This window comes from Streptosporangium sp. NPDC000563, from assembly GCF_040299985.1.
GTDB lineage: Bacteria > Actinomycetota > Actinomycetes > Streptosporangiales > Streptosporangiaceae > Streptosporangium.
This window is the reverse complement of sequence record NZ_JBEPDA010000032.1, coordinates 51,352-71,355: the sequence shown is the minus strand read 5'-3', so window position 1 is coordinate 71,355 and position 20,004 is coordinate 51,352. Positions and strand designations below refer to the sequence as shown.

General features: G+C 69.4%; 21 protein-coding genes. 10 read left to right on the top strand and 11 right to left on the bottom strand.

Going from position 1 to position 20,004, the window contains the following annotated elements:
* Nucleotides 1–119 precede the first annotated feature (119 nt).
* Entirely contained in the window at nucleotides 120–557 is a 438-nt protein-coding gene (locus ABT352_RS37535) for a nuclear transport factor 2 family protein (protein WP_350949800.1), read from the bottom strand.
* Nucleotides 558–754: 197 nt separating this feature from the next.
* Here ABT352_RS37535 and ABT352_RS37530 point away from each other — a divergent pair, with 197 nt between their 5' ends.
* Nucleotides 755–1,366, top strand: a complete 612-nt coding sequence (locus ABT352_RS37530; RefSeq protein WP_350949799.1) for a TetR/AcrR family transcriptional regulator — start codon at nucleotides 755–757, stop codon at nucleotides 1,364–1,366.
* A 107-nt stretch (nucleotides 1,367–1,473) separates the two neighbouring features.
* Here ABT352_RS37530 and ABT352_RS37525 read toward each other — a convergent pair whose 3' ends face one another.
* On the bottom strand, nucleotides 1,474–1,941 hold the full coding sequence (locus tag ABT352_RS37525) for an Lrp/AsnC family transcriptional regulator (RefSeq protein WP_350949798.1): 468 nt from the start codon (nucleotides 1,939–1,941) through the stop codon (nucleotides 1,474–1,476).
* A gap of 131 nt (nucleotides 1,942–2,072) precedes the next feature.
* Here ABT352_RS37525 and ABT352_RS37520 point away from each other — a divergent pair, with 131 nt between their 5' ends.
* Nucleotides 2,073–2,960 carry a phenylalanine 4-monooxygenase gene (locus ABT352_RS37520; protein WP_350949797.1) on the top strand — a complete coding sequence of 296 codons (888 nt, stop codon included), beginning with the start codon at nucleotides 2,073–2,075 and terminating at the stop codon, nucleotides 2,958–2,960.
* 137 nt (nucleotides 2,961–3,097) lie between these two features.
* Nucleotides 3,098–4,108 (top strand): serine hydrolase, encoded by a 1,011-nt coding sequence (locus tag ABT352_RS37515; RefSeq protein ID WP_350949796.1) that lies wholly within the window; start codon nucleotides 3,098–3,100, stop codon nucleotides 4,106–4,108.
* Between the two features lie 34 nt (nucleotides 4,109–4,142).
* On the opposite strand, the gene ABT352_RS37510 is transcribed toward ABT352_RS37515, so the two are convergent.
* From ABT352_RS37510 to hisN, 6 genes are all read right to left on the bottom strand, one after another.
* Nucleotides 4,143–4,862, bottom strand: coding sequence for a response regulator transcription factor (locus ABT352_RS37510; protein WP_350949795.1), 720 nt, complete (start codon nucleotides 4,860–4,862; stop codon nucleotides 4,143–4,145).
* A gap of 19 nt (nucleotides 4,863–4,881) precedes the next feature.
* Nucleotides 4,882–5,700, bottom strand: a complete 819-nt coding sequence (gene pstB, locus ABT352_RS37505; protein WP_389780401.1) for a phosphate ABC transporter ATP-binding protein PstB — start codon at nucleotides 5,698–5,700, stop codon at nucleotides 4,882–4,884.
* A 38-nt stretch (nucleotides 5,701–5,738) separates the two neighbouring features.
* Nucleotides 5,739–6,629 carry a phosphate ABC transporter permease PstA gene (gene pstA, locus ABT352_RS37500; protein ID WP_350949794.1) on the bottom strand — a complete coding sequence of 297 codons (891 nt, stop codon included), beginning with the start codon at nucleotides 6,627–6,629 and terminating at the stop codon, nucleotides 5,739–5,741.
* Complete coding sequence (gene pstC, locus ABT352_RS37495; RefSeq protein WP_350949793.1) at nucleotides 6,629–7,570, bottom strand: phosphate ABC transporter permease subunit PstC; 942 nt, start codon at nucleotides 7,568–7,570, stop codon at nucleotides 6,629–6,631. Before pstC ends, pstA begins: the two co-directional genes overlap by 1 nt.
* Complete coding sequence (locus tag ABT352_RS37490) at nucleotides 7,570–8,580, bottom strand: PstS family phosphate ABC transporter substrate-binding protein (protein WP_350949792.1); 1,011 nt, start codon at nucleotides 8,578–8,580, stop codon at nucleotides 7,570–7,572. The genes pstC and ABT352_RS37490 overlap by 1 nt, the downstream gene beginning before the upstream one ends.
* Before the next feature lie 446 nt (nucleotides 8,581–9,026).
* A complete protein-coding gene (gene hisN / locus ABT352_RS37485) occupies nucleotides 9,027–9,830 on the bottom strand; it encodes a histidinol-phosphatase (protein ID WP_350949791.1) in 804 nt (267 codons plus the stop codon).
* Between the two features lie 139 nt (nucleotides 9,831–9,969).
* Here hisN and ABT352_RS37480 point away from each other — a divergent pair, with 139 nt between their 5' ends.
* A complete protein-coding gene (locus tag ABT352_RS37480) occupies nucleotides 9,970–10,413 on the top strand; it encodes a DUF4442 domain-containing protein (RefSeq protein ID WP_350949790.1) in 444 nt (147 codons plus the stop codon).
* 68 nt (nucleotides 10,414–10,481) lie between these two features.
* On the opposite strand, the gene rsgA is transcribed toward ABT352_RS37480, so the two are convergent.
* Nucleotides 10,482–11,540, bottom strand: coding sequence for a ribosome small subunit-dependent GTPase A (gene rsgA, locus ABT352_RS37475; protein ID WP_350949802.1), 1,059 nt, complete (start codon nucleotides 11,538–11,540; stop codon nucleotides 10,482–10,484).
* Between the two features lie 67 nt (nucleotides 11,541–11,607).
* Nucleotides 11,608–12,885, bottom strand: coding sequence for a 3-phosphoshikimate 1-carboxyvinyltransferase (gene aroA, locus ABT352_RS37470; protein ID WP_350949789.1), 1,278 nt, complete (start codon nucleotides 12,883–12,885; stop codon nucleotides 11,608–11,610).
* 183 nt (nucleotides 12,886–13,068) lie between these two features.
* Between aroA and ABT352_RS37465 the strand changes: the two genes are divergently transcribed.
* A complete protein-coding gene (locus ABT352_RS37465) occupies nucleotides 13,069–13,806 on the top strand; it encodes an SOS response-associated peptidase (protein WP_350949788.1) in 738 nt (245 codons plus the stop codon).
* Nucleotides 13,807–13,834: 28 nt separating this feature from the next.
* Here ABT352_RS37465 and ABT352_RS37460 read toward each other — a convergent pair whose 3' ends face one another.
* Complete coding sequence (locus ABT352_RS37460) at nucleotides 13,835–14,572, bottom strand: class I SAM-dependent methyltransferase (RefSeq protein ID WP_350949787.1); 738 nt, start codon at nucleotides 14,570–14,572, stop codon at nucleotides 13,835–13,837.
* A gap of 356 nt (nucleotides 14,573–14,928) precedes the next feature.
* On the opposite strand from ABT352_RS37460, the gene ABT352_RS37455 reads away from it, so the two are divergent.
* From ABT352_RS37455 to ABT352_RS37435, 5 genes are all read left to right on the top strand, one after another.
* On the top strand, nucleotides 14,929–15,465 hold the full coding sequence (locus ABT352_RS37455; protein ID WP_386206211.1) for a sigma-70 family RNA polymerase sigma factor: 537 nt from the start codon (nucleotides 14,929–14,931) through the stop codon (nucleotides 15,463–15,465).
* Nucleotides 15,466–15,529: 64 nt separating this feature from the next.
* Nucleotides 15,530–15,796: a mycothiol system anti-sigma-R factor gene (rsrA, locus tag ABT352_RS37450; protein ID WP_350949785.1), complete on the top strand. Its 267-nt coding sequence runs from the start codon at nucleotides 15,530–15,532 to the stop codon at nucleotides 15,794–15,796.
* Nucleotides 15,797–15,847: 51 nt separating this feature from the next.
* Nucleotides 15,848–16,792: an NAD-dependent epimerase/dehydratase family protein gene (locus ABT352_RS37445; protein WP_350949784.1), complete on the top strand. Its 945-nt coding sequence runs from the start codon at nucleotides 15,848–15,850 to the stop codon at nucleotides 16,790–16,792.
* 472 nt (nucleotides 16,793–17,264) lie between these two features.
* Entirely contained in the window at nucleotides 17,265–18,620 is a 1,356-nt protein-coding gene (locus ABT352_RS37440) for an HD-GYP domain-containing protein (protein WP_350949783.1), read from the top strand.
* Nucleotides 18,617–19,897: an HD-GYP domain-containing protein gene (locus ABT352_RS37435; protein WP_350949782.1), complete on the top strand. Its 1,281-nt coding sequence runs from the start codon at nucleotides 18,617–18,619 to the stop codon at nucleotides 19,895–19,897. Before ABT352_RS37440 ends, ABT352_RS37435 begins: the two co-directional genes overlap by 4 nt.
* Nucleotides 19,898–20,004 lie beyond the last annotated feature (107 nt).

Genomic DNA, 20,004 nt, shown 5'->3' with positions numbered 1-20,004 from the left:
CGGGGACGGTGTGGGAGAGTAGGTCACCGCCGGACAATCTTTCACGTAGGGCCCTCACCGTTGGTGGGGGCCTTTCGTGCTTTCCAGGGGTCCTTCACGGGCTTTACCAGAGGTGACCGTCAGGTTCGCTGTGGCTGCCCCATGATTTCGATCATGTTCAAGGTGTTCTGGTATTCCCTCCAGTTGACGATTTTCCCGTCCCGCACCCGGAGAACCCCGATGAAGGGGGAGGACGCCTGCCGGCCGGTGGCGAGGACCCTGCCGGCGAGCTCGTACTCGACGACGATGACCTCGGGGTCGGCGGTCTCGTGAACGACCACGTCGCGGATCTCGTCCAAGGCGAACCGGTCGGCGAAGGCGGCCTGTTCGGGGCCGGAGAAGAGCAGGAACGCCTCCTTCCCCTCGTGTCGCCTGGCCATGCCGGGTGGAGCGAAGGGGATTTCGACGACGGCGTTCTCGGCCAATTCGTTCCCGAAGCCGCCGAGGTTCTCCAGCCAGTGTCGCCGCACGCGCTCGAAGATCTCGCGGGGACCGGGGGTGACGGTGGATTCGGTCATGGTGGATCCCTTCGTGACGGCCGTTGGACGGCCACTAAGGTGAGTGGAAACTCATCTTTATAATCATGAGTGGCGACTCACTTTGTCAACGCCGTTCTCACACGCGAAGAGGCCGCACTTCGTGGGCACGAGCAGAGTCGGGGGCGAACGGGGAGATGGGCGGGCGGCGAAGGACGAGGACAGGGAAGACTGGCTGGATGACCACCACGAATCCTTCGGCGGGCGAGACAGGCGAGTCCGGTGGTGCCAGGCCGTTGCGTGCGGACGCCCGGCGCAACCGCGAGCGCATCCTCGCCGCCGCCGAGGCCGTCTTCGCCGAGAAGGGCGTCTCCGCGTCGACCGAGGAGGTCGCCGCCCGTGCGGGGGTGGCCATCGGCACGGTCTTCAAGCACTTCCCGACGAAGCAGGCTCTGCTGCAGGCCATCATGAAAGGCCTCCTGGGCAGGTTGGACGGGGAGATGGCCGTGCTCGCCGACGATGACGATCCTGGAGAGGCGCTGTTCACCTTCGTCGCCCGCATGGTCGAGCAGGCGGCGCGGAAGAGGACGGTCGTCGGTCTCCTGGCCGAGACGGGTGTCGATCTCCAGGTCGCGAGTTCGGTGCGGATGTTGCGCGACGGGATCGAGACGCTTCTGGTCCGCTCCCAGGAGGCCGGTACGGTTCGTGACGACGTCCGTCTCGACGAGGTGATCGCCCTGCTGACCGGTATCTGTCAGGGCGCCCTCCACGCGGGCTGGGACGACGACCTGAGGCGCCGCACGCTGGCCATCGTGTTCGCCGGTCTCCGGACACCTGAGGCCCACCGATGACCCGTCTCCCGGCCCACCGAGGGTGAACAGCGGCGTCACGGACGCGAGCTCACGGCATCTACGAGATCGTGGGCGTCCTCGGCTGAAGCAAAAGAGAGCGAGCGGCCTCAGGCGCCGGAGGCGGCGCGGAGCAGGGGTTCGATCCGGTAGGGGACCTGGATGGAGAGGGCGATCGTGGTGTCCGTCCGCTGGACCGCGGGCGAGGCCAGGATGCGGGCGATGATCTCTTGGAGGTCGGGGGTGCTGCGGGCGACCACCCGGCAGAGCAGGTCGGCCTGGCCGCTCGTGCCGTACACCTCCAGGATCTCGGGCAGTGAGTCCAGGGCCTGGACGGCCTCGTCCAGGCGCCCCTGGGCGATCTGCAGTGAGACGAACGCGAGGATCGGGTATCCGGCACCCTCGGGGGTGACGGTGGGGCCGAAGTCGGCGATGACACCGCGGGCGATCAGCTTCTCGACGCGGGCCTGCACGGTGCCCCGGGCCACGCCGAGCAGGCGGGCCAGCTCGGTCAGGCCGATGCGCGGGTTGGCGCGCATGGTGACCAGGAGGCGGCCGTCCAGCTCGTCGATCGACATCTCCTCGGGTCCTTGTCATATTGGGCGATTCGACCAGCATAGACGAGGTGTCACGGTACGTTTCTGTGCGGATCGCCCAGTACAACTGGCTGCTCTTGCCAACGTTTCCGGATATTGCTGTCATTTCATTTATGTTCGAGGAAGCGCAGTACTTCGCACCGGTGGCGACCCGTGACGACGGCTCGATCGAGGTCGAGCTCGGCACCGGTCATCCCGGTTTCGCCGACCCGGTCTACCGTGCGCGCCGCAACGCGATCGCCGCGCTCGCCATGGAGTACGTGCCGGGTACGCCCATCCCGACAGCCGAGTACACCGACCAGGAGCACGAGGTGTGGGCCCTGGTCAGCCGGGAGCTGGGCCTGAAACACCACAAGTACGCGACCGCCGAGTATTTGCGCGCGGCCGATCGGCTCGGGTTGCCCGCCGAGCGCATCCCGCAGCTCCAGGAGGTGAGCGATCTGCTGGAACCGCTGACCGGGTTCCGCTACGTCCCGGCTGCCGGGCTGGTGCCGCTCAGGGATTTCTACGGTGTCCTGGCGGACGGGCTCTTCCACTCCACGCAGTACATCCGGCACCACTCCACGCCGCTGTACACGCCGGAGCCCGACGTGATCCACGAGGTGATCGGGCACGCCAACGCGCTGGCCTCCGACCGCTACTCGCGGCTATACCGCCTGGCGGGAGCGGCGGCCCGGCGGGTCGAGGGCAAGGAGGCGCTGGAGTTCATCTCGAAGATCTTCTGGTTCACGATGGAGTTCGGCGTGATGACGGACCAGGGCGAGCTGCGGGCGTACGGCGCGGGCATCCTGTCCTCGTACGGGGAGATCGAGGAGTTCCGGGGAATGGACATCCGTCCGCTGGACATCGCCGCCATGGGCACCACGCACTACGACATCACGAAATATCAAGACGTACTCTTCCGGGCGGAGTCGCTGGAGCACCTGGAGGACGTCGTCGGGGACTTCTGGGCGACCTGCGATGACGAGGTCATCACCCGGCTAATCGCGGACGTTCGCTAAGAGCGGGCATCGGTCTGGCGGGATGTTCTATAGCGCACGCCCTGTTTCAGACTAGATTTCGCTTGATCGTCTTATTGCTATGTGTAGTGGGACATATCCCGATCGTCATGTAATGGGGGAGACGGTTGGGGTGGAGGATGAGAGCAAGGAAACGGGTGGCCGCCGCTGCCGTCCTGCTGGTCACCGCGCAGGCCGCCGCCTGCAGCACGTGTCAGGGCCTGACACCGGTGAGCATGCCGTTGCCCTCCCCCGCGCGGCAGGCCGCTCCTGTCGCGCCGTCGCCGAGCCCTCCTCCCGCCGCGCCGTTCCTGGCCGCTGTCCCGGCACCCGTCTTCCCCGGCGCCGGGGCACCTCACGACTCGGGAGGGGTACGCGCCGCCCGCTCGCCGAAGATCCTTCCCAAGGAACTCGGCCGGAGCCTCGACGTGTTCCTCGCCGGGTACGGCGGCAGAACCGCCGCCGCGGTGAGCGACCTGGGCACCGGCCGGCGCTACCACTACCATCAGGCCCTGCAGCTGCCGTCGGCCAACACCTCCAAGGTGGGCATCCTGACCGCACTGTTGCTCGGGACGCGCTGGCATCGGCTCGGTGAGCGGGCCAGGTCCGACGCGAGAAACATGATCCGCTTCAGCGACAACGAGGCGGCCGACCGGCTGTACGAACGGATCGGGCTGGAGTCCGGCCTTGCCGGCGCGAACCGCAGGCTCGGTCTCAAACGCACCTACACCCCCCGCGGGGGGTGTGCGACCCAGTACTGCTGGGGCGTCGCGCAGACCACCGCGGAGGACCAGATCCGGCTGGTCAGGGCTCTGGCCACCGGTAAGAGTCCGCTGGCCCCCGCGGAACGCCGCAGGGCGCTCGGACTGATGAAGAGGGTGACACCCGAGCAGAAGTGGGGGATCAGCGCGGGGGCGTGCGAGGGCGACCAGGTGTCCCTGAAGAACGGCTGGCTGCGGCACGCGGCGAACGGGCGCTGGGCGGTCGCGAGCGCCGGGCTGATCCGCGGGCACGGGCACGACTACGCGGTGGCCGTACTCACCGATGACAGCCCGAGCATGGAGACGGGCATCGCGAGGGTCGAGGGCGTGGCCGAGCGCCTCATGGCCGCCTTCCGAGGCGGGCCCGGTTGCGAGGCGGCCGTGAACTGAGCCGGGCGCCTTCGCGGCCCGCGGGAGGCAGGCGTTACGCCGTTCTGTCGACCAGCCGGTACCCCACTCCTCGCACGGTCTGGATCAGCCGGTCGTCGGTGTCGCCCAGTCGGGCGCGGAGGCGCTTGACGTGCACCGCGATGGTGTTGGTCGAGGTCGTGTCGGTGGAGTGCCAGACGTGCCGCATGATCTGCTCCCGCGTCACCGTGCGGTGCGCGTTGCGCATCAGGTAGTGCAGCAACTCGAACTCGCGCAGCGGCAAATGGACGATCCTGCCGTCGACCTTGACCTGGTAGGCGTTGACGTCAAGTTCCACCCTGCCGACCACGAGTGCCCTGCGGGTCCCCGACTCGCCGTTGAAGGCGGAATGGATCAGGGGAAGCAGTTCGGGCACCCGGTAGGGCCGGGCCACGCACGCGGTGGCTCCGGCCGCCAGCGCCTGGACGGCCTGCTGGGCGTGACCGTCGCCCACGCCCAGCAGGACGGGGATCGCCCGCGTCAGCCGTACCGCGCGGACGAACTCCACCGCCCCTATGACCGGCAGCGAGGCGCTGACGAGAACGACGTCGGGGCGCAGCGCTCCGGCCTGCAACAGGGCCTGGGCGCCGTCGGTGACGCCCATGACCTGCAGACCTTCGCGTTCCAGGGCCGTGGCCAGGTCGTGGACCATGGCCGCCTCCGGGTCGGCCACCAGCAGCATGGGCGCCGTCCGTGTGTCCCCGTCCACCTCTGGTGCCGTCTGCGGCTGGATCACCAGGATCCTCCAATGTGGGTTAGCCGAAGCGGCCGGTGATGTAATCCTCGGTCCGCTTGTCGCTGGGATTGGTGAAGATGCGGCTCGTCTCGTCGAACTCCACCAGACGGCCGTGCCGCACTCCGGCCTCGTCCACCTCGGCGGTGAAGAAGGCCGTGCGGTCCGAGACGCGGGCGGCCTGCTGCATGTTGTGGGTGACGATGACGATCGTGTAGTCGCGCGTCAGTTCCTGCATCAGGTCTTCGATCTTGGTGGTCGCGATCGGGTCCAGGGCCGAGCAGGGCTCGTCCATCAGGATGACGTCGGGCTTCACCGCGATCGCCCGCGCGATGCACAGGCGCTGCTGCTGTCCGCCGGACAGGGAGAGCGCGTTCTGCTTGATCTTGTCCTTGACCTCGTCCCAGAGCGCGGCCTTGGTGAGCGCCTCTTCGACGATCTCGTCCATGTTTCCCTTGGTGCCGTTGACCCGGGGACCGTAGGCGATGTTGTCGTAGATCGACTTGGGGAAGGGGTTGGGCTTCTGGAAGACCATGCCGATCCGGCGGCGGACCTCGATCGGGTCCACGTGGTCGCCGTACAGGTTCTCGTCGTGGTACCGGATCTCGCCGACCGCGCGGGCGCCGGGGATCAGGTCGTTCATCCGGTTGAAGCAGCGGAGCACGGTGCTCTTGCCGCAGCCGGAGGGGCCGATCATGGCCGTGATCTCGCGGTTGCCGATGGTCAGGTTGACCCCGCGCACCGCCTCGTAGTCGCCGTAGAAGACGCTGAGGTCGGAGACGGTGAAGACCGGGTCGAGGGCTTCGATGGTGCGGGGGACTTCGGGTCCGCGCACGTTCACGTTCGGCACGGAAATTCCAATCTCGGACATCTCTTACCTCACCAGCGCTTCTGATAGCGGTTACGGAGCCAGATGGCGACGGAGTTCATCAGGAGCAGGATCGCCAGCAGGATCACGATCGCCGCCGCGGCGAGAATGGCGAACTCCTCCTGGGGGCGGCTGATGAAGCTGTAGATCTGCAGCGGCAGGACGGTGAAGCTGCTCCAGACGCCCTCGGGGTTGAACCGGACGAGCGTCGCGGCACCGAGCATCAGGAACGGGGCGGCCTCGCCGATCGCGCGGGAGAGTGCCAGGATCGAGCCCGTCGCGATGCCGGGGATGGATGCCGGGAGCACCTGCCGATAGATGGTCTGCCACTGGGTCGCGCCCAGTGCGAGCGAGCCCTCGCGGATCGACGGCGGCACCGCGCGGATCGCCTCGCGGGCGGAGATGATCACGATGGGCAGTACGAGGAGCGAGATCGTGACCGCGCCGGTCATGACGGTGAAGCCGAACTGCATCCAGCGGGCGATGATGCCCAGTCCGAGGATGCCGTAGACGATCGAGGGAACGGCCGCCAGGTTGGAGATGTTCAGCTCGATCAGCTTGTTGTACCACTTGGTCCTGTCGGCGTACTCCTCGAGGTAGATCGCCGCGAGGATGCCGGTGGGCAGGGCCATGAGCGCGGTGAGCGCGATGATCCACAGGGTCCCGAAGATGCCCGACTGGACGCCGGACGTCTCCGGGCGGCGGATCGAGGGCTGGTTCTCCCACAGCATCGAGTTGAGTCGCGGCCAGCCCTCCTCGACGACGTAGACCAGCAGCATGACCAGGAACAGGAGGGCGATCGCGAGGCTGGCCAGCAGCGCGATGCGGAAGAGGTGTTCCTTGAGGGGGCGCCCCTTGCTCGCCAGCTGTACGGCCGAGCGGGGTGTGGAGAGGATGGCCATCAGTCGTAGACCTCGCGATACTTCTGGACCATGCGGGCGCTGAGGTAGTTCATCGCGAAGGTGATCACGAAGAGCAGGGAACCCACCGCGAAGATGGTCTTGTAGGCGATCGAGCCGACCGAGGCGTCACCGGAGCCGGCCTGGGCGATGAAGGCCGCCATCGTGGACATCTCATCGCCCGGGTAGAGCGTGAAGACGGATTTGAAACCACCGGCGATCGCGACGATCATCGTCTCGCCCGCGGCCCTGGAGATCGCCAGGATGACGGCGGCGACGATGCCGGAGAACGCGGCGGGGACGACGACGCGCACCGAGGTGAGCATCTTGGAGGCGCCGAGGGCGTAGGAGCCCTCGCGCAGGCCGTTCGGCACCGCGGCCATCGCGTCCTCCGACAGCGACGCGACGATCGGGATGATCATCACGCCGACGAGGAGGCCGGCGGCGAGCGCGTTCTTGCCGTCCAGTCCCAGGAAGGGGAAGAGGTCTCTCAGCAGCGGGGTGACGAAGGTGAGGGCGAAGAAGCCGAAGACCACCGTCGGGACGCCCGCGAGGACCTCGAGCACCGGCTTGAAGATCTTGCGGGTCCGGTGGGAGGCGTACTCCGACAGGTAGATCGCGGAGGCCAGTCCGAGCGGGACGGCGACCACGACGGCGATCAGGGTGATCTCCACGGTGGCGACGATGAGCGGCCACACGCCGAACGCCGGCGGGTTGAACAGCGGACCCCAGTCGGTGGAGCCGAAGAACTCCCCGAAGCTCACCGCGGCGAAGAACTCGACGGTCGGTTCGAGGAGCGCGATGACGATGCCGATCGTGGTCGCCACCGACACCATCGCCGCGGCCAGGAGAATGACCTTGATGACGGACTCGCCGTAACGCGGGCGCGACCGCGCCAGGGACGCCGGGGTCCCTGGAACGGTCGTGCGGTGCTGAGCCGACATCAGCCGGCGCTCTTCAGCGTGGTGATGTCAGCCTTGAGCTTGGCCTCCTGCTCGGCGTTGAGCGGGATGAACTTCGCGTCCGTGGCGATCGCGTGGATGTTGGCCGCGTAGAAGTCGAGGAAGGCCGCGACCTCGGGCCGCTTCACCGCGGTGGCGGAGGGGTAGACGAACAGCGGGCGGGAGAGCGGGGTGTACTTGCCACCCTGGGCCGACTCGACGCTCGGGGCCACGCAGCCCTCGCCGGAGTCGACCTCCAGGGCCTTCAGCTTGTCCATGTTCTCCTCGAAGTAGGTGAAGCCGAAGTAGCCCAGCCCACCCTTGGCGCCCGCGACACCGGTGACGATGTCGTTGTCGTTCTCGCTCGGGCTGTAGTCCTTGCGGCTCGCGCCCTCCTCACCGTTGATCTCGTCGGTGAAGTAGTCGAAGGTGCCGGAGTCGGTGCCGGGGCCGTAGAGCTTGAGCGGCTCGGCCGGGAACTTGGCGTCGACGTCCTTCCAGGTCTTGACCTTGCCCTCGGCGGCCGGCTCCCACATCTTCTTGAGCTGGTCGGTGGTGAGGCAGGTGGCCCAGTCGTTGTCCTTGGAAACCACGACGGTCAGCGCGTCGACGGCCACCGTGAGCTCGGTGAAGGTGATGCCCTTCGCCTCGCAGGCCGTCTTCTCCTCGTCCTTGATCGCGCGGGAGGCGTTGGAGATGTCCGTCTCGCCGGCGCAGAACTTCTCGAAGCCGCCACCGGTGCCCGAGGTGCCGACCGGCACCTTCACCTGCGGCTGCTCCTCGCCGAAGAGCTCGGAGGCCGCCTGGGTGAGGGGGGCCACGGTGCTGGAGCCATCGATCTTGACCTCGCCGCTCAGGGCCGCACCGGCGCCGGGCTCGGCCGAGGAGGCGCTGCTGGCGGCGGTGGTGCTGCCGTCACTGTTGGGCTTGGCGTCGCCACCACACGCGGCCGCGAGCGATACGACGAGCGCGGCCGTCGCCACCGCGCTGAGGCGGCGCTGTCCACTGGTCACGGTATGTTCCTTCTCCGTAGTGAGATCCGTTCTCGATGACTTCGATAAAAGTGGGGCAAAGTGAACGGAGATGAAACGAGCCATGACCGGGGCCGGAAGAGGTAGGCCCACGGATGTGAATACCGATGCGTCGACGGGAGTTCGATCTCGGTTTCCGCTCCGGTAGGCCCGGTGGGCGGGGCGTCGGGGACTCCCAGGTCCGGGCGTGACCCGGCGAGGAGGCCGCGTCGCGGGAACGTTCCCGGCTCGGGCCGCGATCTCCCGGACTTGCCGATCTGTTCACCTTCCCGACATCCGGCGGAAGGTAACGCGGCCGGACCCGTGGCGCGGCGCTTGACCGGAACCGCGGGTGGACGTCCCCGGCCGGGGAGGTGGCGGCCCTGCGAGCGGGTGGGTGCCCCCGCGCCCTTCGCCGGAGGGCGGCCGGTGGGAAGGGGGAGGAACCGCTAGGCGGGCAGGGTGAGCGGCCCGCCGCCGAGGCGCTTGAGGACCTCGCCGTGCAGGGAGCCGTTGCTGCACAGCAGGCTGCCACCGTCGACGTCGGGAACGCCGGACAGGTCGGTCCAGATGCCGCCCGCCTCCTCGACGATCACGGTCAGCGCCGCGATGTCCCAGCGGGAGAGCTCAGGCTCCGCCGACACGTCGACCGCGCCCTCGGCGACCAGCATGTGCGACCAGAAGTCGCCGTAGGCGCGGCTACGCCAGACGGAGCGGTTCAGGTCGAGGAACGCGTCGAGCTTCCCGGCCTCCTCCCAGCCGCCGAGGCTGGAGTAGGAGAACGAGGCGTCCTCCAGCTGGGCGACGGAGGAGACCTGGCACTTGGAAGCCTTGGTGAGGCTCTTGCCGGTCCAGGCGCCGCTGTCGCGGGCCGCCCACCAGCGGCGGCCGAGCGCGGGGGCGGAGACGAGGCCCACGACGACGCGGCCCTGGTCCATCAGGGCGATGAGCGTGGCCCAGACGGGCACTCCGCGCACGTAGTTCTTGGTGCCGTCGATCGGGTCGATGATCCAGGAGCGCTCTCCGTGGCCGCTCGCGCCGAACTCCTCGCCGATGACGGCGTCACGTGGCCGGGCACGGCCGAGGGCGGCGCGGATCGCCTCCTCCGCCGCCTTGTCGGCGTCGCTCACCGGTGTGAGGTCGGGTTTGGTCTCCACGCGCAGATCCATGGACTTGAAGCGGCGCATGGTCAGATCGTCGGCCGCGTCGGCCATGACGTGCGCGAGGCGAAGATCGTCGTTGTAACCCGTCACGGGCGTCAACGCTATCGTGTCGGCGGCCGAATGGCGGAGATCGGGGAGCAAGCGGAACAATCGTGTCGCGTCCTACCAGGCCGGGATACCGCGTGAAACATCCGTTGGCATCGGTGTTACTCGCGAGTAGCATTCCGGTATGACCTTTGATGTGGGTGACTTCATGCTGCAGAGCGTCCCGTTCGCCAGGACGCTGGGCATCTCGTTCGACAAGGTGGAACCGGGCTTCGCCGTCGCCCGCATGGTGGACCGGGCGGAGCTGCACAACCACGTGGGAGGCCCGCACGCCGGAGCCCTGTTCAGCGTCGCGGAGACGGCCTCCGGCGCCGCGATGCTCTCCACCTTCGGCGACCAGTTGTCACGGGCCACCCCGCTGGCCAAGAGCGCGGCGATCCGCTACCTCAAGCTCGCGAAGGGCGAGGTCGTCGCGGAGGCCCGTCTGCGGGCGTCCCGCGAGGAGGTCGTGGCCACACTGGACGCGGGGGAACGCCCCGAGTTCGACGTCGCCGTCGAGATCAGGACCGCCGACGGCACCCTCGTGTCCGAGATGACCGTCGCCTGGGCCTTCCGGCTGAACCACTGACGCGCTGACGTCGCGGCGCACGTTCGTCGCCGAGCCGCCTCGCCCCCGGGGCGGTCACCGGCGCGTCCTCAGGACTGGTCGTCGTCGGAGGCGCCCTCGCGGCTGGCGAGCAGGCGGCGCAGGGAGGCGAGCCGGACCGGGTCGGCGTGCCCGGCCGCCACCCAGGCGTCCAGGGCGCACTCGTCGGAGAGGTGGTTGCACCCCTTCGGGCACTGGACGGTGCCCTCGACCAGGTCGGGGAAGCCCGCCAGGACCGTCTCCACCGAGACGTGGGCGAGCCCGAAGCTGCGTACCCCGGGGGTGTCGATGATCCAGCCGCCCTCCGGCAGCTCCAGGGCGACGGCCGAGGTGGAGGTGTGACGGCCCCGGCCGGTCACCGCGTTCACGTGTGAGACGGCCCGGTTGGCGTCCGGGACCAGGGCGTTGACCAGCGTCGACTTGCCCACCCCCGAATGGCCGACGAGCACGCTGATCCGGCCCTTCAGGCGCTCTCGCACCTCTTCCAGGCCGCCGCCCTTCTGGACCACCACGTACGGGACCCCGAGGGGGTCGTACAGCGAGACGAGCTCGTCGGGTGTGGCGAGGTCGGACTTGGTGAGGCAGAGCAGCGGATCGATGTCGGCGTCGAAGGCCGCGACCAGCATCCGGTCGATCATGCGGGGCCTGGGCGGCGGGTCGGCCAGGGCCGTCACGATGACGAGCTGGTCGGCGTTGGCGACCACCGGGCGCTCGATGCCGTCGGTGTCGTCGGTGTCGTCCGCCGAACGGCGCAGCATGGAGACGCGGGGCTCCACCCGCACGACGCGGGCGAGCGTGTCGGCCATGCCGGAGACGTCGCCCACCAGGGCCACCCGGTCGCCGACCACGATGCCCTTGCGGCCGAGCTCGCGCGCCTTCATCGCGACCACGACCCTGCCGCTCATCGCGGCACCCTCGGCCTGGTCCTTCTTGCGGCGGCGGCCCTTCTCGCCCGCCGACTCGACCAGGCACGTGTAGCGCCCGCGGTCGACGGCGACCACGAACGCCGCGACCGCGTCCTCGTGGGCAGGGCGGATCCGGGTCCGGGGCCGGGATCCCTTTCCCGGCCTGACCCTGACGTCGTCCTCGTCGTACTCGCGCTTTCTCAGTTTCTCCGCCTTCTCCGGCCCGGCGCGTCCCCGAGGGGGACCGCGGGGCCTACCGGCCGCTCACCCCTCACCGCGCGCCGCGCAGCATGTCCGCCCACATGGCGGCGAACTCGGGGAGGGTTTTACCCGTGGTGGCGATGTCCTCCACCTCGACGCCCGGCACGGCCAGCCCGATCACCGCTCCGGCGGTCGCCATCCGGTGGTCGGCGTAGGAGTGGAACACCCCGCCGGTGAGCGGGCGGGGTCTGATCTCCAGGCCGTCCTCGGTCTCGTTCGCGTCACCGCCGAGGCCGTTGATCTCGGTGACGAGGGCGGCGAGCCGGTCGGTCTCGTGCCCGCGGATGTGGGCGACGCCGCCGATCCTGCTGGGCGAGCTCGCCAGGGCGGCGAGCGCGGCGATCGTCGGGGTGAGCTCGGACACGTCGCGCAGGTCGGCCTCGATGCCGACGATCCGCCCGGTGCCGGTGACCGACAGCCCTTCGGGGGTGTGCTCCACCGAGGCGCCCATGTCCGCCAGGAGCGTACGGAGCTGGTCGCCCGGCTGCGTCGTCCGGGCGGGCCAGCCGGGAATGGTGACCGTGCCACCGGTCACCATGGCGGCGCACAGGAAGGGCGCCGCGTTGGACAGGTCGGGCTCCACGGTGAAGTCCCGCGCCCCGATGGGGCCGGACTCGACCCGCCAGACGTCGGGCTCGGAGTCGTCCACCACGACGCCGAACTCCCTGAGCATCTGGACGGTCATCCGGATGTGCGGCTGCGAGGGGATCGGCGGGCCCTCGTGGCGCACCGTCACCCCCTTCTCGAAGCGCGCCCCCGCGAGCAGCAGGCCGGAGAGGAACTGCGACGAGCCCGAGGCGTCGAGCCTCACCTCGCCGCCCGCCAGCGGCCCTCGCACCGTGAAGGGCAGCGCGTCGCCCGTCACCTCGGCGCCGAGGGCACGCAGCGCGCGCAGGATCGGGCCCATCGGGCGCTTGCGGGCGTGCGGGTCGCCGTCGAAGAAGACCTCGCCCTCGGCGAGCGCCGCCATCGGCGGCACGAAGCGCATGACCGTGCCGGCCAGCCCCACGTCGATACGGGCACCGCCGGTGACGGGGCCGGGCGTGATCGCCCAGTCGACGCTGGAGGCGCTCTCGTTGGAGGGGACCATCGTCGCGCCCAGCGTCCGCAGCGCGTTCGCCATCAGGTCGGCGTCGCGGCTGCGCAGCGCCAGGCGTACCGTTCCCGGTCCGTCGGCCAGCGCGGCGAGCAGGAGCGCACGGTTGGTCACGGACTTCGAGCCGGGCAGGGGGACGGTCGCGCGGACGGGTTCGGTCGCGGTCGGCGCGGGCCACAGCGGAGCGGACATGGGCAAAAGCCTACCGGTGCCCGCCTCGCGCCGCCCGTGCGTGCCGCGGGGACGGAGAGGACAGATGGGACGGCGGGGACGGAGAGGCGGCCGGGCTCGGACGGGAGGCACGCCGGAGGGCGGCAAGATCGGAAAACGGGGTCGGGAACGTCTCGGCGTGTCGCGGCGTGGCAAAGTGGAGGTATGTGCGGGAGATACGCGTCTGCGCGGGGCAAGCAGGAGTTGCTGGAGGAGTTCCAGGTCGAGCTCGACGGAGCGGCCGACGAGGAACTCGGGCCCGACTACAACGTCGCGCCCACGAAACCGGTGTACGCGGTGATGAGCCGGGTGCCGAAGTCGGCGCCGGGCGACCGGCCGATCCGGCAGCTCCGCGTGGTCCGCTGGGGACTGGTCCCCGCCTGGGCGAAGGACCCGTCCATCGGATCCAAGATGATCAACGCGCGGGTGGAGACGGTGGCCGAGAAGCCCGCCTACCGCAAGGCGTTCGCCGAGCGTAGGTGCCTCATCCCCGCGGACGGCTACTACGAGTGGGCCGTGCTGGACGAGAAGGACGCCAAGGGGAAGCCGAAGAAGCAGCCCTACTTCGTCCGCCCCGCCGACGGCGGCGTGATGGCGATGGCGGGACTGTACGAGTTCTGGCGGGACCGGGGCCGCGCCGACGACGACCCGCTCTCGTGGCTGGTGACCTGCACCATCATCACGACCGACGCCGTGGACGAGGCGGGCAGGGTCCACGACCGCATGCCGATGCTGATCGAGCGCGACCGCTGGGGCGAGTGGCTCGACCCGGGGACGCCCGACGCGAAGGGGTTCCTGATCCCGGCCGGCTCCACGGGCCTGGAGATCCACCCGGTCTCCACCGCCGTGAACTCGGTGCGGAACAACAGCCCCGAGCTCGTCGAGCCCTTGAAGGAGGGATAGACGGATCCCCTGACCGGATCCGACCGGCCTAGGGGCGCCGGGCGCTGGCCACCAGGTGGATGCCCACCGTGTCGTCGTCGTCCGGATGGGTGTCCAGCTCGGTGTTGACCAGCCAGGTGAGCGCGCGGGAGTCGGAGGCGAGCACGTGGTCGACCGTCGAGGGGGACAGCACCGTGCGGGGCCGTATCCACTCGACCTCCAGCCCGGCGTCGGTGAGCAGCTCGCGGAGCTGGGCGCTGCTGAAGCAGCGGGTGATGCTGCCGTCGGGCCAGGGCACGAGCATGACCTCGCCGGTCTGGCGCAGATGGGCCCAGTAGTTCTGCTCGGCGAGGATCGCCATCCCCAGCACCAGGGAGTCGACGCAGACCAGGGCACGGCCGCCGGGGCGCAGGACCCGGGCGACGTCGTCGATCGCGGACTCGGCCATGAGCTCCACCGACATCGCGCGCTCCTCGGCGAGCACGGCGTCCACGCTGCTGTCGGGCAGGAAGCGCAGGTCGTCGGCGCGCACCTGGCTCACCCTGGAGATGTCGTGCGGCGGCTGGCCGTCCGTGGGCCTGCGGAAGTCGACCACCTCGACCACCCGGTGTCCCGACTTCGCCGCCTGGACACCCCAGCGGCCGTCCCCGCAGGACATGTCGAGGACGGTGGACGGTTTTTCCGGCAGCCATCGGCTCAGTTGCTCGGCCACGACCGCGTGGTAAAAGGTCCAGTACGGCCCGAGCGCACCTGAGCCGTTCAGCTCTTCGGCCGGGATGGGCAGCACAAGCAGCTCCTGGCGTCGGGAGGATCCGGTGGTCTTTCAACTACCTGCCGGTACGTATCTTCTTTTCCCCGTACCGGGTCGTTCGTCACCTTCTATCTTGCGGGAACAGATGACAGTGCGGGTGTGTTGCAAGCGGACAACGCACGATCCTTTCGGAGGTTGGCAAGCAGATGCTCGCCTTGATCGAACCAGTCACCCGCCCCGGTGATCGGCCTATCCCCGTCGAGCGGGTATTCTCCGCTCAGTACGGTGTCCCGCGTCAGCAGGACTCCGGCGATCTTAAGGGGGTGGGTCAGGTCCCTGCGACAGACGAGGAGACTCTGGAGCAGCGGAGCACACGGTTCGAGCGGGATGTCATGCCCTATCTCGACCAGCTTTACTCCGCCGCGCTTCGGATGACCCGGAACCCCGCGGACGCCGAGGACCTTCTTCAGGAGACCTTCGCGAAGGCCTTCGCGTCTTTTCACCAGTTCCAGCAAGGCACGAACCTCAAGGCGTGGCTTTACCGGATCCTGACGAACACTTTCATCAACAATTACCGCAAGAAGCAGCGGGAGCCCAAGCAGTCGGGCGCCGAGGAGATCGAGGACTGGCAGCTCGCCAGGGCCGAGTCGCACACCTCGGCGGGGCTGAAGTCGGCGGAGATCGAGGCGCTCGAGCATCTCCCCGACACCGACGTGAAGCAGGCGCTGGCCGCGCTTCCCGAGGAGTTCCGCATCGCGGTCTACCTCGCCGACGTCGAGGGCTTCCCGTACAAGGAGATCGCCGACATCATGGGGACCCCCATCGGGACCGTGATGTCGCGGCTGCACCGTGGCCGCCGCCAGTTGCGGACCCAACTTGAGGACTACGCCCGCGAGCGTGGCCTGGTTCCCGCGGAGGGTGCGAAGTGAGTGCGCGAGACAGGAACGACGAACCCGTCGGCACGGGCCTCTCGGCCAGGGGCGGGGTGATCGCGTGAGCTGCGGCGACCACCACGACACCGACTGCCGCGAGGTCCTGGACAAGGTCTACACCTACCTCGACGGTGAACTCGACGAGAGCAACTGCGCCGAGATCCGCGTGCATCTGGACGAGTGTCACCCCTGCCTGGAGGAGTACGGCCTGGAGCAGGTCGTCAAGCAGCTCGTCGCCAAACACTGCGGCTGCGACCAGGTCTCGGCCGACCTGAGGGCGAAGGTGCTCAGCCGTATCGACCAGGTGCGCTCCGAGCTGGCTCGCTGACCTCCTAGGATCTGTCGTACGGCCTTGGGCGTACGACGATGGGGGTTCACCATGCGCATACTCGTGACCGGCGGGGCGGGATTCATCGGATCCACCCTCGTCGACCGGCTGCTGGCCGACGGGCACGAGGTGGCGGCCGTGGACGACCTGTCGGGCGGCGATCGCGGCAACCTGGTCGGCGCCGCGAGGAACCCCCTGTTCGCCCTGCACGTGATGGACATCCGTGACCCGGCCCTGATCGGCCTCGCCGCCGAGTGGAGGCCCGAGGTCGTCTGCCACCTCGCCGCGCAGATCAGCGTGCGCAAGAGCGTCGCCGACCCGGTCCATGACGCGCGGCTCAACGTCGAGGGCACCGCGTCGGTCCTGACGGCCGCCCACCGCGGAGGCACCCGCAAGGTCGTCTTCGCCTCCTCGGTCGCGGTCTACGGCAGGCCGGCGGTCATCCCGGTCCCCGGCGGCGCGGCGACCGACCCGCGTTCCCCGTACGCGGCCTCCAAGCTGAGCGCGGAGACCTACCTGGCCACGTTCAAGGCGCTCCACGGCATCGACTACACCACCCTGGTGCTCTCCAACGTCTACGGCCCGCGCCAGTCGCCCGACGGCGAGGCGGGGGTGGTCGCCATCTTCACCGACGCGCTGCTCAACGGCACCCCCACGGTGGTGTACGGCGACGGCACCCAGACCCGCGACTACATCTTCGTCGACGACGTGGTGGACGGTCTCGTCCGCGCCTGCGGCACCGAGGGCGGCGGTGGCCGGTTCAACCTGGGCACCGGCGTCCAGACCACCGACCGGAGGCTGCACTCCCTGATCGCGGAGGCGGCGGGTGTCGCCGACGAGCCGGGCGAGGCCCCGGCGCGCCTGGGTGACCTCCCCGCGATGGCCGTCGACCCGGCCCCCGCGTTGGAAGGGCTCGGCTGGCGTCCCCAGACGGAGCTGGCCGTGGGGCTGAAGAGCACCGTCGACTGGGCGAGGAGCAGGCTCGCGAGCCTGTGACGCGAAAGGCCTCCGGGAGACCGTCGGCGTGAGCGCCGATCACAGACCCGTCCGCGTGACAGGTGGCGATCACTCCGGCGCGATCCGACGCGAAGGATCCCGCGTGCCCGTCAGCCTGTCAGGTGCCGATCACAGATCCGTCCGCGCGGCAGGGGCCGATCACAGGCCCGTCCGCGCGGCGAGTGGCGATCACTCCGGCGTGAGCCGAGACGAAGGATCCCGCGCGCCCGCTCGGGTGGCCGGCGCGATCATTGGCGCGGCTCCGAAACCCGATACTCCGGATATTCATGGCTCACAGTGATTGCTTGATTACGCTTTGCTTGCGATTGGCCGTCTCGCCCTCCTGAGCAGGTTCGCTTCGATAGCCTGGGTGCGAAATCAACGTGGAGGCAGCGCATGTTGAAGGAAACGGTCACCTCAGTCTTTCCTGGGATTTCCTGGACCTGAGCACGCGCCCTTTAGGAACCCTAAGGTGGCCGCTTTGCGTGGACTGCCGTGGTTTGCCAAGGTCTATCTGATCCTTGTCATCGGAGCCGCGTTCGCGCTGCTCGGATACAACGTGGTCTCGGGCGGCGGGCTGGATCTGCTCGACTGGTCCAACCTCATGGTCCTGGCCCTGCTGTTCCTGGTGTGCGAGTCGGTGCCCACCCTGCTGCACGTCCGGCAGGCCGCGGTGTCGGTCAGCTTCTCCGCCGTGCTCGCCGCGGTGGTGCTGCTCGGCCCGGAGGGGGCGGCGCTGGTCGGCATGACGGCGATGTTCAGCGTGCGGCCCGGCCTGCCACTGGTGAAGCGGCTGTTCAACAGCGCCCAGTTCGCCATCTGCGGCTACGTCGCCGGCCGGGTCTACGTGTGGCTCGGCGGCAGGCCGGGGGTGCCGACCGTCGCCGGGTTCGACGACATCATCGTGCCGTTCGCGGGCGCGGCGGCCGTCTTCGTGCCCCTCAACTTCGTGCTGATCGCGCTCGTGCTGAAGCTCACCGGTCAGGCCGACCAGGTGCCGCTGCGGGGCGTGGCCCAGTTCATGGTCTCCTACTTCGGCTACGCCACCTTCGGCCTGCTGATCGCCGGATTGTGGGCCACGGTCAATTCGATCTCCGCGGTGCTCGTGCTGCTCCCGCTCTTCGTGGCCCGCTGGGCCTTCGGCCAGTATCTCGCGCAGCAGCGCTCCTACGACGCGACGATCGCCGCGCTCTGCCAGGCCGTGGAGACCAAGGACTACTACACGCGTGGCCACTGCACCCGCGTCTCCAAGGCCGCGGGCATGATCGCCGAGGAGATCGGCATGGGATCGGAGCGGTTGCGCGCGATCCGTTACGCGGGGATGCTCCACGACGTGGGCAAGCTGGGCGTGCCGACCAAGGTGCTGCAGAAGGACGGCCCGCTCAGCGAGGAGGAGTTCGCGGCCATCCAGCTCCATCCGATGCGCGGGCTGGAGATCGTGCGCGGCATCGACTTCCTGGACGAGGCGTTCGCCGGGATCATGCACCACCACGAGCGGCAGGACGGCAAGGGTTACCCGATGGGGCTGGCGGGCGACGAGATCCCGGAGTTCGCCAGGATCATCGCGGTGGCCGACGCCTTCGACTCGATGACCTCCGACCGCTCCTATCGCAACGCCCGCTCGCGCGAGGTGGCGATGACCGAGCTGCGCAAGGGCGCCGGCACCCAGTTCGACCCGGTGATGGTGGTGGCGTTCGTCAAGGCCGTCGACCGGCACGGCTGGGAGCCGCCGCGCACGGTCGTCACGCCCCCGGCCGACGTGACGGAGACGACCGCGAAGGACCACGACGACCCGACCATGCCCATCCAGGTGGTGTCCGAACGTTGAACGGCTCCGGCACCGGCCGCGTTCTCCGGACGCTCGACTCGGGACAGCTCCTGCTGATCTGCGCGGCGGGACTCGTGGCGGTGGCCGGGGTGGCCCACACGGCCGCGACCGGCCTGCTCGACCCTCAGATCGCCGTCGCCTTCGGTGCGCTGATCGCGATCGGCGAGCTGGTCAGGCTCACCATGCCCGGCAACAGGGAGGTGGCCCCGATCGGCGCGGCGGCCGCGCTCGGTTACACGCTCCTGCTGGACATGGGGGGTGTCCCCACCCGGCATTCGGCGTTGCAGGTCGTCGCGGTGCTGTCGGTCGGCATGGTGGCGGGGGCGCTGCCGCACCTCGCGGTGGGTCGCCCGCCCCAGCTGGACGGGATGGCGCGCAGGCTCTTCACCGGTGCCCTGCTGGCGCTGGCCTACCGGCCGCTGGCGGGGCCGCTGTCCGACCTCGCGGGGGGAGGGGAGAGCGGCTGGTGGCCCGCGCTCGGCGTGATGGCCCTGCTCATCCTGATCATGGTGATGGTCGACGTGCTGCTCGCCGCCGTGCTGCGGGCCGAGCAGGTGCGTGCCGCCCTCAAGGTGGCCGTCCGCGACGAGTTGCGGATGGCCGCGCCGCTGGGAGCGGCCGTGGCCGCCTCCGGCATCCTGCTCGCGCTCGCCTCGCACAGCATGGGCATGACCTCGCTGCTGGTCTTCGCGGCGCCGCTGCTCGTCACCCAGGTCGCCTTCCGTAAGTACGCCGGGATCAGGGCCACCTACCTGCAGACGGTACGGGCGCTGTCCCGGGTCACCGAGGTCGGCGGGTACGTCGAGCCGGGGCACTCCCGCCGGGTGAGCCGCCTGGCGGTGGCGGTGGGGCGGGAGCTGGGCATGGCGGAGCCCGAGCTGCTGGAGCTCGAGTACGCCGCGCTCATGCACGACATCGGCCAGTTGTCGCTGCGCGATCCCATTCCCGGCGGTGCGACGGTCCTCACCGACCCCGAGCAGGCGCGGCGCATCGCCGAACTGGGGGCGGAGGTGATCAGGCAGACCGGGGTGCTCGACCGGGTGGCCGAGATCGTCCGCCGCCAGTGCGACACCTGCGCGGAGGCGCCTCCGATGGCGAGCCGTATCATCAAGGCGGCCAACGCCTACGACGACCTCGTCGGCGGTTCCAGCGACCGCGACCGGGCGGGCGCCGCCCTCGAACGGCTCCGGCTGGGGGTGGGTCAGGAGTACGACCCGACGGTCGTCGAGGCGATGGCCCGGGTGATCGACAGGCTGGCTCCGATCCACCGGCTCTAGACCTCTCGCCGGATCGGCCCGCCGTTCGCCACGGAGACCGACGAGGCGCTCGCGCGGGGCCACGCCGACGCGGGCGCCCGCGAGACCGTGCCGGGTTTCCGTGAACC